This is a genomic window from Pseudomonas sp. GYB4201, assembly GCF_056312595.1.
In genome coordinates, this window is the sequence record NZ_JBWGIG010000014.1 from 1 (window position 1) to 13,727 (window position 13,727).

Below are 13,727 nucleotides of genomic sequence, written 5' to 3' on the forward strand. Positions count from 1 at the left end.
CAGGAAAAGCGCAGCGCCCGGGACGCGGCCTACGGCCGCTGCTACAGCCCCCCGTAGCAGCTGCCGCAGGCGGCGTCCGGGCCCACCGCGGTGTGCCAGGAAAAGCGCGGCGCCTTGGACGCGGCCTACGGCCGCTGCTACAGCCCCCCGTAGCAGCTGCCGCAGGCTGCGTCCGGAGCCACCGCGGTGTACCAAGAAAAGCGCGGCGCCTTGGACGCGGCCTGCGGCCGCTGCTACGGAACCCCTCAGCTGCCGCAGGCGGCGTCATTGCGCTACAGTCACACCTCGCCCCTGCGGACACCTGCGCATGTACAGTTCTTTCCTCGCCGTCGCCATCGGCGGCGCCATTGGCTGCCTGGGCCGATGGCTGCTGGCAATCAAGCTCAACGGGCTGTTCCCCAACCTACCCCTGGGCACCTTGCTGGTAAACCTTGTCGGCGGCTTCATCATCGGCATGGCCATGGCCTTCTTCATGCGCGCCCCCAACCTCGACCCTGCGTTGAAACTGCTGATCACCACAGGCTTTTGCGGCGGCCTGACGACCTTTTCCACCTTCTCGGCCGAAGTGGTGTTCATGCTCCAGGAAGGCCGCCTGGGGTGGGCGGCGGCGACCGTCAGCGCCCACGTGCTGGGGTCGCTGCTGATGACGTTCCTGGGCTACGGGCTGGTGGCACGGTTGGCCTAGCTTGCCTGGCTGCAACGGCTCACTCTGCACCTGGGCGTGCGAACCCCATCCCACCTGTCAAATTGTTTAGGCCCCGGCGAAATCGTTGAAAGGCCCCTGGCCGCATTCTCTCTTCACCGGGCCACAACGGCCCGCCAAATACAGTGGAGAGAATCATGAAAATCTTGAAAATGCTGGTACTGGCAGGTCTGATGGGCAGTTCGGTTGCAGCCATGGCCGAAGGCGGCGGTGACATCGTCGCGGCCCGCATGGATGCCGCGCGTGACCACGCCATGGCGCACTACGAGCAGGTGCAGGACCAACAGCGCGCCGTGGCCGCGGCCCACGACCAGGCGCAACAGCAACAGGCGCCGCAATCGGCCAAGTCGGGCAGCTGATGGTGCCTGCCCGCACTGCAACGCCCCCTGGGGCCAGTACGCTCCAGGGGGCGGGCGTCGTCCGGTCAGGCAGCCGGCTTGAGCACTACCTTGGTCCAGCCCTGGTCCCGCGCATCGAAATGCCCATAGGCGGCAGGCCCATCGGCAAGTGGTAGCCGATGCGAAATGATCTGCGACGGTGATGCGCGGCCATGGTGGATCAGTTCCGCCAACCGACGGTTGTAGGCCTTGACGTTGGCCTGGCCCGTGCGAATCTGCTGCCCCTTGAACCAGAACGCGCCGAAGTCGAAGGCCATCTTGCCTTCCTTCGCCAATTCGCTCTTGGCACCGGGGTCCTGCGGCACGAACACCCCTACTACGCCGATCCCGCCCGTGGCTTTGGTGGAGGCCACCAGGTTGTTCATGGTCAAGTGGTTGGCCTCGTGGCCGTGACGATCACAACACTGGTAGCCCACGCATTCGCAACCGCGATCGGTGCCTTTGCCATGGGTGAGGTTGAGAATCTGGTCGACCGCTGCCTGTTCCAGCGCATTGATGGGGGTGGCGCCCATCTGCGCGGCCAACTGCAGGCGGTCGGGGTGGCTGTCGACCACGAACACCTGGGACGCGCCCTTGATCAGCGCCGAATGGGCGGCCATCAATCCCACCGGGCCTGCACCGTAAATGGCGATGCTTTCGCCCGGCAGCAGGCCGGCCAATTCGGTGGCGTGCCAGCCAGTGGGAAAGATGTCGGACAGCATCACGTAGTCGTCCTCACGCTCCTGGGCGTCCTCGGGCAGCACCAGGCAGTTGAAGTCGGCGTACGGCACGCGCAGCAGTTCGGCCTGGCCACCCTGGTACGGGCCCATCTCGGCAAAGCCGTACGCTGCGCCGGCGTTGCCGGGGTTGGCAGTGAGGCAGAAGCCGGTGAGGCCTTTCTCGCAGTTCTCGCAGAAGCCGCAGCCGATGTTGAACGGCAGGCACACGCGGTCGCCGACCTTGATGCGGTCCACACCCTGCCCCACCTCGATCACCTCGCCGAGGTTCTCGTGGCCGAACACCCGGCCGGTCTCGAACGAGGTGCGCCCTTCGTACATGTGCAGGTCAGAGCCGCAGATGTTGGTGGTGGTGATACGCACCAGGGCGTCGGTGGGTTTCTCGATACGGGCATCAGGGACGTTTTGCACGCTGACGTCGCGTGGGCCGTTGTAGACGATGGCTTTCATGGTGTTCTCCGTTGGCATGGCTGAACAATTGACTCGCTTACGGGAATCAGGCCGACGCGGCACGGCCATCGTTTCAATGGATCACGCCAGCAGCAGACGAAAGGCGCTGCCACCTCGCCCCGTAACAGCGGCCACCAGGCCGCGTCCGGCAGCCCCGCCTACCCAGCCACACCGCTCGTCGAGCCAATCCACGATCCAACTCAACCTTCACCTTCGCGCTGGTATCTCAACCACAGACCTGTTCAATCATCAGGAGAGCCGAACATGCGCGACTACCCCAGACCGCCCTTCCCCCGCCAACCCCAGGCCGTGCCCGGTTCACAACGGCAGATGGACCCCACGCCCGACTGCGGCGAGCAGAGCTACAAGGGCAGCGGCAGGCTGGCGGGCAAGATCGCCCTGGTGACCGGCGCCGACCCAGATGACCCACGAGCGCTTCGAAGAGGAGCACACCTGATGAGCCAGCCCAAAGACACCCGCCCTGATACCACCGCCACGCAACCGCCCGGCGAAGTGGAGCGCGACAACGACGCCCACCGTTCCAGCAAGCCCGGCCAGCCCAACCGCGAGTCCACGGCCCAGTCCACGGCGCAGAAGGCCCGGCCTAAACCGCGCCCGTAGCAGCGGCCCCGGGCCGCGTCCAAAGGCGCCGCGTATTGCCTGGCGTATCGCGTTGGGGCCGGACGCCGCCTGGCGGCAGCTGCTACGGGTGGGGGTTGGCGATGCCGCGCAGCACGGCGGCGAAGGCCTCGGGGGCTTCGGCGCAGGAGGTGTGGCCGGTGTCCAGCACATGCAGGCTCGCACCGTGGATGCCGCCGGCCAACGCCTCGGCGTGGGCCAGTGTGCGTGCCGGATCATGCCGCCCATGAACGATGGCGGTGGGCAGCCGCGGCAGGCTCGCCAGCAACGGTGCACAATCCAGTGCCTGCTGGCTGAGCAAGGCCTGAATCACCGCGTGGCGGTCCAGGCGCGCCGGGTAACTGCGCACGGCCTGCAGCAACGGCTCCTGGGGCAGCTTACGGAAACAGCGGGCCATGAACGCGTCCCAGAAGTCTTCCGACCAGTCCTCGCCGATGCGCGCCACCAGGCTGTCGATGTCGCCGTGGCCGCGGGTGTTGGCGCCGCTGTTGGACAGCACCAGGCCCTGGATTGGACTGCTGCCGCGCCCTGCACTCTGCAACGCGGCCAGCAGGGCAATCGGCGTGCCCATCGAATGGCCGACCAGGATGACCGCCGGCAGCTCGGCGATCACCTCGCACACACGGGCGGCCACGGCCTCCAGGTCATGGGGGCCAGCGCCTTCGAGCCAACCCAAGCCTACCGCTGGCAGGCCGCATGCCTGCGCGGCCTGTTCAAATACCCGCGGCGAACACATCGCGCCCGGCAGGCAGACCAGCGTCGGGCCGCTTGCGTGGCCATCGCTCAACGTGACCTTGTGCATCTCACTCACCGCCTGTTCCTTGTTTTTTCACCCCGGCTCGCCAGGTGCCGAAGCAGTACAGCATCAACAACCCGCGGCGGCCGCAGGCCGCGTCCCAATATGCCGCGCGCGTCCCATCAGGCGCTTCGACACATCAGTTGATACCCCACGCCATGCAGGGTGTGGATCAGCGGCGTATAGCACGGCTTGTCCACCGCGCGGCGCAGCAGGTGGACGTTGCTTCTCAACGTATCACTGCTGCGCGGCGCGCCTTCCCAGACCGCGTCCAGCATTTCCTGCCGGGACACCACGGCGGGGCTCTTGCGCATCAGCAGCTCCAGCAGGTGCAGCGAGGTGGGGTTGAGGTCTATGGCCTGCTCGCCGCGCCTGACGTGCAGGGTGTCCAGGTCGTACGTCAGGTCGTGGACCTCCAGCACCCGGGTGTGCAGGCGCGCCATGCGCCGGGTGATGGCTGTCAGGCGCGCCACCAGCTCGCTGGGCTCCAGTGGCCCGGCCAGGTAATCGTCCGCGCCCAGCTTGAAGCCGCGCAACACCTCGCCCAGGTCCCGGGCCTGGGCAACGATGACGAACGGCAGATGCGCGCGCCCCGCTCCTCGCAGTCGCTCGCAGGCCTGGTAGCCGTCTATGCCGGGCAATTGCGCGTTGAACACCAGCGCATCGTAGGGCTGGGTCACCGCCAGGTGCAGCCCGGTCAGCCCATCGCCCACGCAGGTGGCCTGGTGCCCGTGCAGGCGCAGGTAATTGCCAATGGTGAGTCGTGTCTGTGTGTCGTGTTCTGCAACCAATACGTGCATCCGTGCCCCTCCCTTGATCACCCCCGCAGGCTTTGAACAATCCCTCCTGCGATCGGTTTGTCGACAAAACATTGCCGTTCCTGACTACCTTCGAAGCCTAGCACAACGCCACTGACGCTTTGCACCCTGCCACCGCTGCCCCGACGCGAATAAAAAACCGCGCAGCGACAAGTACTTATCACCTGTCAAAAAGTTTACCCAGCGGCGAACTCGGCGCCATTGACGCTCGTTCAGGATGCCCGGCAGCGATCCCTATAAAGCGAACGACACCTTATGCATCGGACCCTGCCCGCCTTCACCCGCGCGGCCCTGCTCACCGCGACAGGCTGCCTGCTGTCGGCCTGCGCCGTGTACCACGCAAGCCCCCTGGGGGCCGGCGACGACCACCCCACCCTGCCCACCAGCGCCACCCGCGTGGAGGTCGACGCCCACGCCCTGGGCCTGCCACCCCTGCCCGCGCACCGTTTCGCCGCCGCCCAGGGCCTGGACATGACCGACATCGCCACCCTGGCCGTGCTCAACAACCCGGACCTGAAGCTGGCCCGCAGCGACCTGGCCATCGCCAAGGCCCAGGCGTTCGACGCCGGCCTGCTGCCCGACCCGCAGCTCACGGCAATCCAGGACTGGACCCGGCCGCACATCAGCGGCGCCTCCTCGGACTACACCGCCGGCCTGAGCATCGACGTGATGAAGATCATCACCCGCGGCGCCAACAAGGCCGCCGCCGACGCCACGGTGCGCAAGACCGACCTGGGCATGCTGTGGCAGGAATGGCAGCTGGTGGCCCAGGCGCGCATTCTGTTCCTCAAGGCGCAGCTGCAGGACACCACCCTGCCGCTGCTGACCCGCCAGCGTGACCTGAACCTGGCCCGCTTGCAGGCCATGAGCCAGGGCGCCCGCCAGCGCGACATTACCGGCGACGCCCTGGGCGTGGCGCAATTGGCGTACCAGGACAGCCAGACCGCCCTGGCCGACGCCCAGCGCACCGCCTCCCAGACCCGCCACGACCTCAACGCCCTGCTGGGCCTGGCGCCCGACGCCCAGCTCAAGCTGCTGCCCCGCGAGCCCCTGGGCGACGCTGCCTTTGCCCAGGCGATCGCCGCCAGCATCGCCCTGACCCACCAGGACCTGGGCCAACTGGCCAGCCGCCGGCCCGACCTGCTGGCCCTGAAACAGGGCTACCTGGCCCAGGAAAACAAGTACCGCGCCGCCGTGCTCAACCAGTTCCCCACCTTCCAGTTCGGCGTGCAGCAGGCCCGCGACACTTCCTACGTGAAAACCCAGGGCTACACCCTGACCCTGTCGCTGCCGGTGTTCAACCGCAACCGCGGGGTGATTGCCATCGAGAAAGCCAGCCGCGAGCGCCTGCACGTGGAGTACTTCAACCGGGTCAACAGCGCCTACGCCGACGTCGACCGCCTGCGCGCCGATATCCAGCTGCTGGCTGCGCAGGTCGACACCCTGCAACACGCCCTGCCCGACCTCGACAGCCTGACGGCCGCCACCGAGCGGGCCTATGCCCTGCACGCAGTGACCATCGGCACCTACACCGACACGCAGAACTCGCTGCTGGCCCGCGACATCGCCGTGGCCACCACCCAGGAAGCCCTGGCCGAACAGCGCGTGGCCCTGCAGGCGCTGATGGGCGCCGACATTCCTCAACCCTATGCCAGCAAGCCCCTGGCCGTTGGAGTAACCGCACCATGACGCTTCGCCCCCTCGGCCCCCTGACCGTGGCCGTGCTGTCGCTGGCCATCCTGCAAGCCCGCGCCGCTGATGAACCGGTGGCCACGGTGCAGGCCGTGCGTACCCAGCAAGGGCCGGTCAGCTCGCTGCTGCGCGGCTACGGCGTGGTCGGCACCACCGCCTCGCTCACCCAGTCCATCAGCCTGCCTTACCTGGCCCGCGTCACCCGCCTGCGGGTCAGCCCCGGCCAGGTGGTGCACCAGCACGACCCGCTGCTGGAAATAAGCGCCGACCCCGCTGCCGTGCTGGCCTCGGCCCAGGCGCGCACCGCGGTGAATGACGCCCGCGCCGAACAGGCGCGGGTCAAGGCGCAGTTCGACCTGCGCCTGGCCACCGCCTCGCAACTGGCAGTGGCGCAGAAGGCCGTGGCCGATGCCCAGCAGGCGCTGGACGCGCAACAGGCCACCGGCGCCCGCCCCGGCACCCAGGTGATCACCGCGCCCCGCGACGGCACCGTGCTGCAGATCAGCGCCGCCCAGGGCGACCAGATGGCCGCCGGCACCGCGCTGATGCTGCTCAGCCAGCCGTCCGGGCCCGCCGCCCAGTCCAACTTCTATTTCGGCATCGAGCCGGCCGACGCCGCGCAACTGCACAAGGGCGACGCCCTTACCGTCACGGCCGTGGCCAGCAACCTGGCCGCCAGCGCCCAGGGTTCGGTGACCAGCCTGGGGCATTCGATCGACGCCAACAGCCAGCTGGTGACGATAGGCGCCAACGTCGCCCTGCAGGACGCCACGCTGATGCCCGGCATGCACGTCAGCGTCGAGGTGCGCACCCAACCCAAAACCTTGTGGCAGGTGCCCGCCGCCGCCCTGTTGGGCCAGCCGGACACCTACCTGTTCCAAGTCGCCCAGGGCCATGCCCGGCGGGTGGCGGTCAAGGTGCTGGCCGACGACGGCCAGCAACTGGGCGTCGACGGTGCGCTGGACGCCAGCCAACCGGTGGTCACCATCGGCAGCGCGCAGCTGGCTGATGGCATGGCCGTGCAGCTGGACACCTCCGCCACAGGGGCAGCCGCGCAGTGACTTCGCCTATCGATAACGCGCGCCAACCCTGGATGCAACGGCACACCCGCTCGCTGCTGTTCATGATCGCCCTGCTGGTGGTGGTAGGCGTGCTCAGCGCCCTGCAGCTACCGACGTCACTGTTCCCCGACATCCAGTTCCCCCGAGCCCAGGTGTCGCTGGACAACGGCGACCGCCCCGCCGAGCAGATGGCCACCCTGGTGACCATGCCCGCCGAGGAAGCCCTGCGCAAAGTGCCCAACGTGCGCGGGGTGGAGTCCACCACCAGCCGTGGCGCCGCCGACATCTCGGTGAACTTCGACTGGGGCACCGACATGTACCAGGCCACCCTGCAACTGCAGACGGCCTTGACCGAGGCCGCCTCGCAGCTGCCGCCGGGTACCAACTTCACGGTGCGGCGCATGGACCCCACGGTGTTCCCGGTGATCGCCTACAGCCTGACCTCGAAAAACCAGTCGCTGGCCGCCTTGCACGACCTGGCCCAGCTGCAACTGCGGCCGCTGTTGTCGTCCATCGAGGGCGTGGCCAAGGTAGATGTGGCCGGCGGCGAGCAGGATGAAATCGAAGTAGAGATCGACCCCCTCGCCCTGGCGGCCCACCACCTGAGCCCGGCGGACGTGACCAAGGCCATCGCCGCCAGCAACACCCTGACGGCCGCCGGCCGCATCGAAAGCCGCTACAAGCTGTACCTGCTGGTGGCCAACGCGCAGCTGACCAACCTTGCCGCCGTACAGAACGTGATTGTCGCCGGCGCCGGCACGCCGACGCCCATTCGCCTGGGCCAGGTGGCCAAGGTCAGCCTGGGCGCCACCCCGCAATGGGTGCGGGTGACCGCGGACGGCACCGACGCGGTGCTGATCAACGTCTACCAGCAGCCCGGCGCCAACAGCGTGACCATGGCCCGGCAGGTGCGCGACACCCTCGACGCGGCCAAGGCCCAGCTGCCGCCCGGGGTCACCATCGCCAACTGGTACGACCAGAGCGAACTGGTGGTCGCGTCCCAGGGCAGCGTGCGCGACGCCATCCTGATCGGCGTGGTGCTGGCGGCGCTGACCTTGCTGGTGTTCCTGCGCAACTGGAAAATCACTGTCATCGCCATCGCCCTGGTGCCCACGGTGATGGCGCCGGTGATCCTGCTGCTGAAGCTGTTCGGCATGGGCTTCAACATCATGACCCTGGGCGGCATGGCGGCCGCGGTGGGCCTGGTGATCGACGACGGCATCGTGATGATCGAGCACATCATGCGCCGGGTGCGCGAAGGTGGCCGCAGCGCGTTCGAGGGCAGCGTGATGCGCGCCGCCCAGGAATTCACCCGGCCGCTGGTGGGCTCGTCCAGCGCCACCATCGTGATTTTCATTCCCCTGGCATTCCTCAGCGGGGTCACCGGGGCGTTCTTCAAGGCGCTGTCGATCACCATGGCCAGCGCCCTGCTGATCTCTTTCCTGTTCACCTGGCTGGCGGTGCCGCTGGTATGCAAAAAATTGCTCACGGCCAGGGACGCCGAAGAGAAGGAAGGCCGCCTGGCCCACGCCGTGCAGCAGCGCTACCAGCGCCTGCTGGCGCGGGTGTCGGCGCGGCCCTGGTGGCTGCTGGCGGGCATCGTGCCGCTGGTGCTGGTGTCGCTACTGGCGTTCGCGCGGGTGGGCAGTGGCTTCATGCCGGCCATGGACGAAGGCGGCTTCGTCCTCGACTACCACTCCACCCCCGGCACCTCGGTGTCGGAAACCGACCGCATGGTGCGCCAGGTGGAGACCATCCTGCGCCACAACCCCAACGTGCTGACCTGGTCGCGGCGCACCGGCGCCGGCCTGGGCGGCGGCCTCAGCGAGCCGAACAAGGGCGATTTCTTCGTGCGGCTGAAGGCCGGCGATCGCCAGCCGATCGACGCGGTGATGACCCAGGTGCGCGCCGACGTCGAGCACAGCGTGCCGGGGCTGACCATTGAGCTGGCGCAGTTGATGGAAGACCTGATCGGCGACCTGACTGCCGTGCCGCAGCCCATCCAGGTCAAGCTGTATGGCGACGACCCCGACCTGCTGGCGCACACCGCCCAGGCGGTGGCCCAGGCCATGGCCAAGGTACAGGGTGTGGTGGACGTCAACGACGGCCTCAACCCGGCCGGCGACTCGCTGGAGTTGCAGGTGTCGCCCCAGGCCGCAGCGGCCGAAGGCGTCGACCCGCAGTTCGTCTCCCAGGCCGTGACCGAGCTGGTGCAGGGCGTGGTCGCCACCAGCTTCACCCAGGGCAGCAAGACCGTGGGCATCCGCGTGCGCACCGCTGGCGCCATGGCCCTGGACGAGCAGCAACTGGCCAACCTGCAACTGCGCGCCCCGGACGGCCACCTGTTCCCGCTCAAGCGCGTGGCGCAGTTGGTGCCGGTGGTGGGCGAAAAGGAGATCTCGCGGGACAACCTGCGCCGGGTGGTCAGCGTGACGGCGCGCCTGGAGAACCGCGACCTGGGTTCCACCGTGGCCGACGTGCAGAAGCTGCTGGGCCAGCAGCACACCCTGCCCCGTGGCGTGACCTATGAGATGGGCGGCCTGTTCCAACAGCAGCAGATCGCCTTCCACGGCCTGATGCTGGTGTTCGGCGCCGCCACCGCGCTGGTGTTCGCCTTGCTGCTGTGGCTGTATGAGAGCTTCCTGATTGCCCTGGCGGTGATGCTGATGCCGCTGCTGGCCGCCGGCGCGGTGTTCATCGGCCTGTGGCTGACCGGCATCGAGCTGAACATCTCGGCGATGATGGGCATGACCATGATCATCGGCATCGTCACCGAGGTGGCCATCTTCTATATCTCGGAGCTGCAGACGCTGATGAAGGACGAAGGCCTGCCGCTGCAGCAGGCGCTGTTGGAGGCCGGCGCCAACCGCCTGCGGCCGATCGCCATGACCACCATTGCCGCGACCCTGGCCCTGCTGCCGCTGGCGATTGCCCTGGGGGCTGGCTCGGCCATGCAGCAGCCGCTGGCCATCGCCATCATCTCCGGGCTGGTGGTGCAGATGCCGCTGGTGCTGGTGGCGTTGCCGGCGTTGCTGCGCTTGATACTGCCGCCCGAGCAACGCCTGTGACGCAGCCTGCACCCGCACACCGCGTGAATCGGACGCAACCCCCGTAGCAGCGACCGCAGGCCGCGTCATTAACGCCGCGCTGAACCTGACACACCGCGTGGGCCAGACGCAGCCTTCGGCAGCTGCTACGCAACCCCCGTAGCAGCGGCCGCAGGCCGCGTCATTAACGCCGCGGTGAACCTGACACACCGCGTGGGCCAGACGCAGCCTGCGGCAGCTGCTACGCAAACCCCGTAGCAGTGGCCGCAGGCCGCGTCATTAACGCCGCGGTGAACCTGACACACCGCGTGGGCCAGACGCAGCCTGCGGCAGCTGCTACGCAATCACTGTAGGGGTTACACGCCGTTCTTGACCTTGCTCCAGATGCGCGTGCGCAGGCGGTCGATGTTCAGCGGCATGGCTTCGAGGATGAACATCTTGTCCATCACCTCCTGCGGCGGATAGGCCGCAGGGTCAGCCGCCAGTTTCGGGTCCACCAGGCTGTCCGCCGCCGCGTTGCCGTTGGCGTAACGCACCGCGTTGCTGATGCTGGCCGCCACCTTGGGCTCCATCATGTAGTTGATGAAGGCATAGCCGGCCGCCTCGTTGGGGGCGTCCACGGGCATGGTCATCAGGTCGATCCAGAACGGCGCGCCTTCCTTGGGAATCTCGTACTTGACCTTCACGCCGTTGCCCGCCTCGGTGGCGCGGTTGGCGGCCTGCATCACGTCGCCCGACCAGCCCACGGCCAGGCAGATATCACCGTTGGCCAGGTCACCGATGTACTTGGCGCTGTGGAAGTAGGTGACGTTCTTGCGCATCTGCAACAGCAGCGCCTCGGCCTTCTTGTAGTCCGCCGGGTCCTTGCTGTGCGGCGGCAGGCCCAGGTAGCGCAAGGCGATGGGCAGCAGTTCGGGGCCGTTGTCGAGCACCGCCACGCCGCAGCCGTGCAACTTGGCGAGGACCTCGGGCTTGAACAGCACGTCCCAGGTGTTCATGGGGATGTCCTTGCCCAGCGCGGCGCGCACCTTGTCGACGTTGTAGCCGATGCCGGTGGTGCCCCACAGGTACGGCACGCCATGCAGGTTGCCCGGGTCGTCGGCCTCCAGGGCCTTCATCAGCATGGGGTTGAGGTTTTTCCAGTTCGGCAGCTTGCTGCGGTCCAGGGTTTTCAGGGCGCCGCTCTGGATCTGGTGGGCCATGAAGTGCGCCGAGGGGAACACCACGTCGTAGCCCGAATGGCCGGCCGCCAGCTTGGCGTCCAGGGTCTCGTTGCTGTCGTACACGTCATACTGGGTGCCGAACCCGGTGGCGTTCTGGAAGTTCTGCAAGGTATCGGGGGCAATGTACTCGCCCCAGTTGTAGATGTGCACGACTTCAGCGGCTTGGGTGGTACAGGCCACGAACATCAGCGGCAACAGTTTCTTGAGCATGAGCACCTCGATTACCAGACCTAAGGGGGGGCGGCAGTTCAGAAGACCAGCACGTAGGTTTTTCTTGTTGTCTCTTGTACATCCCAGATGCCGTGGGTGTTGGCGGGCAACATCAGGGCGTCGCCGGCGACGATTTCCAGCGCCTCGCCGCCGTCCGGGGTGAAGGTGCAGCGGCCCGTGGTGAAGTGGCAGAACTCCTGTTGGGCGATCTGCCGGCGCCAGCGGCCGGGGGTGCATTCCCACACCCCGGTCTCGACGCCGTCGGTGCGTTCCACGCTGGTGACCGACACCGTGGCCACCGGCTCGCCCAGGGGCACGGCCACCGGGAAGCTTTCCGCCAGGGCCATGGTGTGGCTGCCTTTCAAATGCGTGATGTTCATGTTGCGCTCCGTGTTGTTATTGAGGGTTCAGCCGACTTTCCAGGCCATCAGGCCTTCCATGCGGTTGGCCAGGGCTTGCGCCAGGCGGCGCCGCCACGCCGGGGTCTGGGGGTTGGCCAGCAGCGCGTCTTCGCTGCTGAAGCTGCGGATGATGGCGTTGTAGCCCAGCCAGCGGCAGGGTTCGGGCTCCCAGCTGCGCAGGCTGCTCACCGGACTGTCGGTGAACACCCAGGGCTGCTGCAGCAAGGCGCTGTCCTGGCCCAGGATCAGGTCGGCCAGGGTGCGCCCGGCCAGGTTGCTGGCGCCTACGCCTTCGCCGCCATAGCCGCCGGCCAGGGCAATGCGCTGCTGGGTGTCGCGCAGCATGTGCGGGCGGAAGCGCCGGGCCATGCCCAGGTTGCCGCCCCAGGCGTGGGTCAGGCGCACGCTGCGCAGCGCTGGGAACAGCTCGCCCATCAGCGCCTGGCGCAGGCCGCGCTCGTCGGCGTTCAAGGTGAAGTCGCTGCGCAGGCGGCCGCCGAAGCGGTAGCCGCCACGGGCGCCGAACACCAGGCGGTCATCAAAGGTGCGCTGGCCATAGGTGACCTGGCGGCTGAGCTCGCTGAAGGCCTGGCCACGGTTCAGGCCGATCTGCTCCCACACCGAGGCTGGCAGCGGCTCGGTGGCCACCATCAGGCTCTGCACCGGCAGCTGGTGGCGGCCCAGGGGCGGCAGTTCGGCGGCGTAGCCTTCCACGGCCGGCACTACCCAGTCGGCGTCCACGCTGCCGTGGGCGGTGGTGACCCGGCCCGGCTGCCAGTCCAGTACCCGGCTGCTTTCATAGATCTCCACGCCCAGGGCCTCGACCGCGCGGGCCAGGCCACGGGCCAGCCGGGCCGGGTGAATGGTCGCGCAGTGTGGGCTATAGACGGCGCCGTAGGCGTTGGCCATGCGCACCTGGCCGGCCAGCTCGCCAGGCTCCAGCCAACGGTAGTCGTCCTCGCCCAGGCCCAGCTCGCGCAGGTGCTGCAGGTAGCTGCGCAGGCTGGCCAGCTGTTCGGGGTAACGGGCGGCGCAGTACAGCACCCCGCCCTTGCGCAGGTTGCAGTCGATGCCTTCGCGGGCCACCACCTGGGCCACTTCGTCCGGGATGCCGTGCAGCAGGTCAAAGGCCTGGCGGCGTTGCGCGGCGGGCAGCGGCGCCAGCATGCGGTCCTCGCCCAGCAGGTTGCCCATCAGCCAGCCGCCGTTGCGCCCCGAGGCGCCGAAGCCGGCCACCTGGGCCTCGACCACCACCACGCGCAAGTGCGGCGCCTGGCGCTTGAGGTAATAGGCCGTCCACAGCCCGGTGTAGCCTGCGCCGATAATCGCCACGTCGGCCTGCACCTGGGCGCCCAGCGCCGGGCGCGCGGTGCGCGGCTCCTCGAGCTGGTCCATCCACAGACTGATCTCACCCCACGACTTCATCGAAGCCTCCTGTCATCAAACGATGAGCGCAGGCTAATGAAGTGCAGGGGCCGTCGTCGTTCGTGCGTGCACGCGTGGAAAAAATCGGCGCGGACGCCGGCCAGGCGGAGGATGCAATCCGGCCCTCCAGGTGCTAGCGTTACCCTGC

At 67.9% G+C, this 13,727-nt stretch carries 11 protein-coding genes and 1 pseudogene; 6 read left to right on the forward strand and 6 right to left on the reverse strand.

Annotated elements, in window-relative coordinates:
- Window positions 1-307: 307 nt before the first annotated feature.
- Together crcB and AC0Z2B_RS15130 are read left to right on the forward strand one after the other, a co-directional pair.
- The gene (crcB, locus tag AC0Z2B_RS15125) at window positions 308-685 is read left to right on the forward strand and encodes a fluoride efflux transporter CrcB (RefSeq protein ID WP_476297652.1); all 378 of its coding nucleotides are present in this window, start codon (window positions 308-310) and stop codon (window positions 683-685) included.
- A 155-nt stretch (window positions 686-840) separates the two neighbouring features.
- Window positions 841-1,062, forward strand: coding sequence for a co-regulatory protein PtrA N-terminal domain-containing protein (locus tag AC0Z2B_RS15130; RefSeq protein WP_416424558.1), 222 nt, complete (start codon window positions 841-843; stop codon window positions 1,060-1,062).
- Between the two features lie 65 nt (window positions 1,063-1,127).
- Here AC0Z2B_RS15130 and AC0Z2B_RS15135 read toward each other — a convergent pair whose 3' ends face one another.
- Window positions 1,128-2,267 (reverse strand): alcohol dehydrogenase catalytic domain-containing protein, encoded by a 1,140-nt coding sequence (locus tag AC0Z2B_RS15135; protein ID WP_473002394.1) that lies wholly within the window; start codon window positions 2,265-2,267, stop codon window positions 1,128-1,130.
- Window positions 2,268-2,531: 264 nt separating this feature from the next.
- On the opposite strand from AC0Z2B_RS15135, the pseudogene AC0Z2B_RS15140 reads away from it, so the two are divergent.
- Window positions 2,532-2,705, forward strand: a pseudogene (locus AC0Z2B_RS15140) (NAD(P)-dependent oxidoreductase); the annotation flags it as partial.
- Between the two features lie 265 nt (window positions 2,706-2,970).
- Here the strand turns inward: AC0Z2B_RS15140 and AC0Z2B_RS15145 are convergent.
- Window positions 2,971-3,708, reverse strand: a complete 738-nt coding sequence (locus AC0Z2B_RS15145; RefSeq protein ID WP_476297850.1) for an alpha/beta fold hydrolase — start codon at window positions 3,706-3,708, stop codon at window positions 2,971-2,973.
- A gap of 116 nt (window positions 3,709-3,824) precedes the next feature.
- Window positions 3,825-4,502, reverse strand: a complete 678-nt coding sequence (locus AC0Z2B_RS15150) for a response regulator transcription factor (RefSeq protein ID WP_476297654.1) — start codon at window positions 4,500-4,502, stop codon at window positions 3,825-3,827.
- 273 nt (window positions 4,503-4,775) lie between these two features.
- Between AC0Z2B_RS15150 and AC0Z2B_RS15155 the strand changes: the two genes are divergently transcribed.
- The 3 genes from AC0Z2B_RS15155 to AC0Z2B_RS15165 are packed head-to-tail and all read left to right on the forward strand — an operon-like array spanning window position 4,776 to window position 10,341.
- Window positions 4,776-6,209: a TolC family protein gene (locus AC0Z2B_RS15155; protein ID WP_476297656.1), complete on the forward strand. Its 1,434-nt coding sequence runs from the start codon at window positions 4,776-4,778 to the stop codon at window positions 6,207-6,209.
- Window positions 6,206-7,273 carry an efflux RND transporter periplasmic adaptor subunit gene (locus AC0Z2B_RS15160; protein ID WP_476297658.1) on the forward strand — a complete coding sequence of 356 codons (1,068 nt, stop codon included), beginning with the start codon at window positions 6,206-6,208 and terminating at the stop codon, window positions 7,271-7,273. Before AC0Z2B_RS15155 ends, AC0Z2B_RS15160 begins: the two co-directional genes overlap by 4 nt.
- Complete coding sequence (locus tag AC0Z2B_RS15165) at window positions 7,270-10,341, forward strand: efflux RND transporter permease subunit (protein ID WP_476297660.1); 3,072 nt, start codon at window positions 7,270-7,272, stop codon at window positions 10,339-10,341. The genes AC0Z2B_RS15160 and AC0Z2B_RS15165 overlap by 4 nt, the downstream gene beginning before the upstream one ends.
- Before the next feature lie 335 nt (window positions 10,342-10,676).
- Here the strand turns inward: AC0Z2B_RS15165 and AC0Z2B_RS15170 are convergent, their stop codons facing one another.
- The 3 genes from AC0Z2B_RS15170 to AC0Z2B_RS15180 are packed head-to-tail and all read right to left on the reverse strand — an operon-like array spanning window position 10,677 to window position 13,579.
- Window positions 10,677-11,753 (reverse strand): extracellular solute-binding protein, encoded by a 1,077-nt coding sequence (locus tag AC0Z2B_RS15170; RefSeq protein WP_473002400.1) that lies wholly within the window; start codon window positions 11,751-11,753, stop codon window positions 10,677-10,679.
- 38 nt (window positions 11,754-11,791) lie between these two features.
- Window positions 11,792-12,133, reverse strand: a complete 342-nt coding sequence (locus tag AC0Z2B_RS15175; RefSeq protein WP_416424567.1) for a cupin domain-containing protein — start codon at window positions 12,131-12,133, stop codon at window positions 11,792-11,794.
- A gap of 27 nt (window positions 12,134-12,160) precedes the next feature.
- Window positions 12,161-13,579, reverse strand: coding sequence for an NAD(P)/FAD-dependent oxidoreductase (locus tag AC0Z2B_RS15180; RefSeq protein ID WP_476297662.1), 1,419 nt, complete (start codon window positions 13,577-13,579; stop codon window positions 12,161-12,163).
- Window positions 13,580-13,727: the final 148 nt, after the last annotated feature.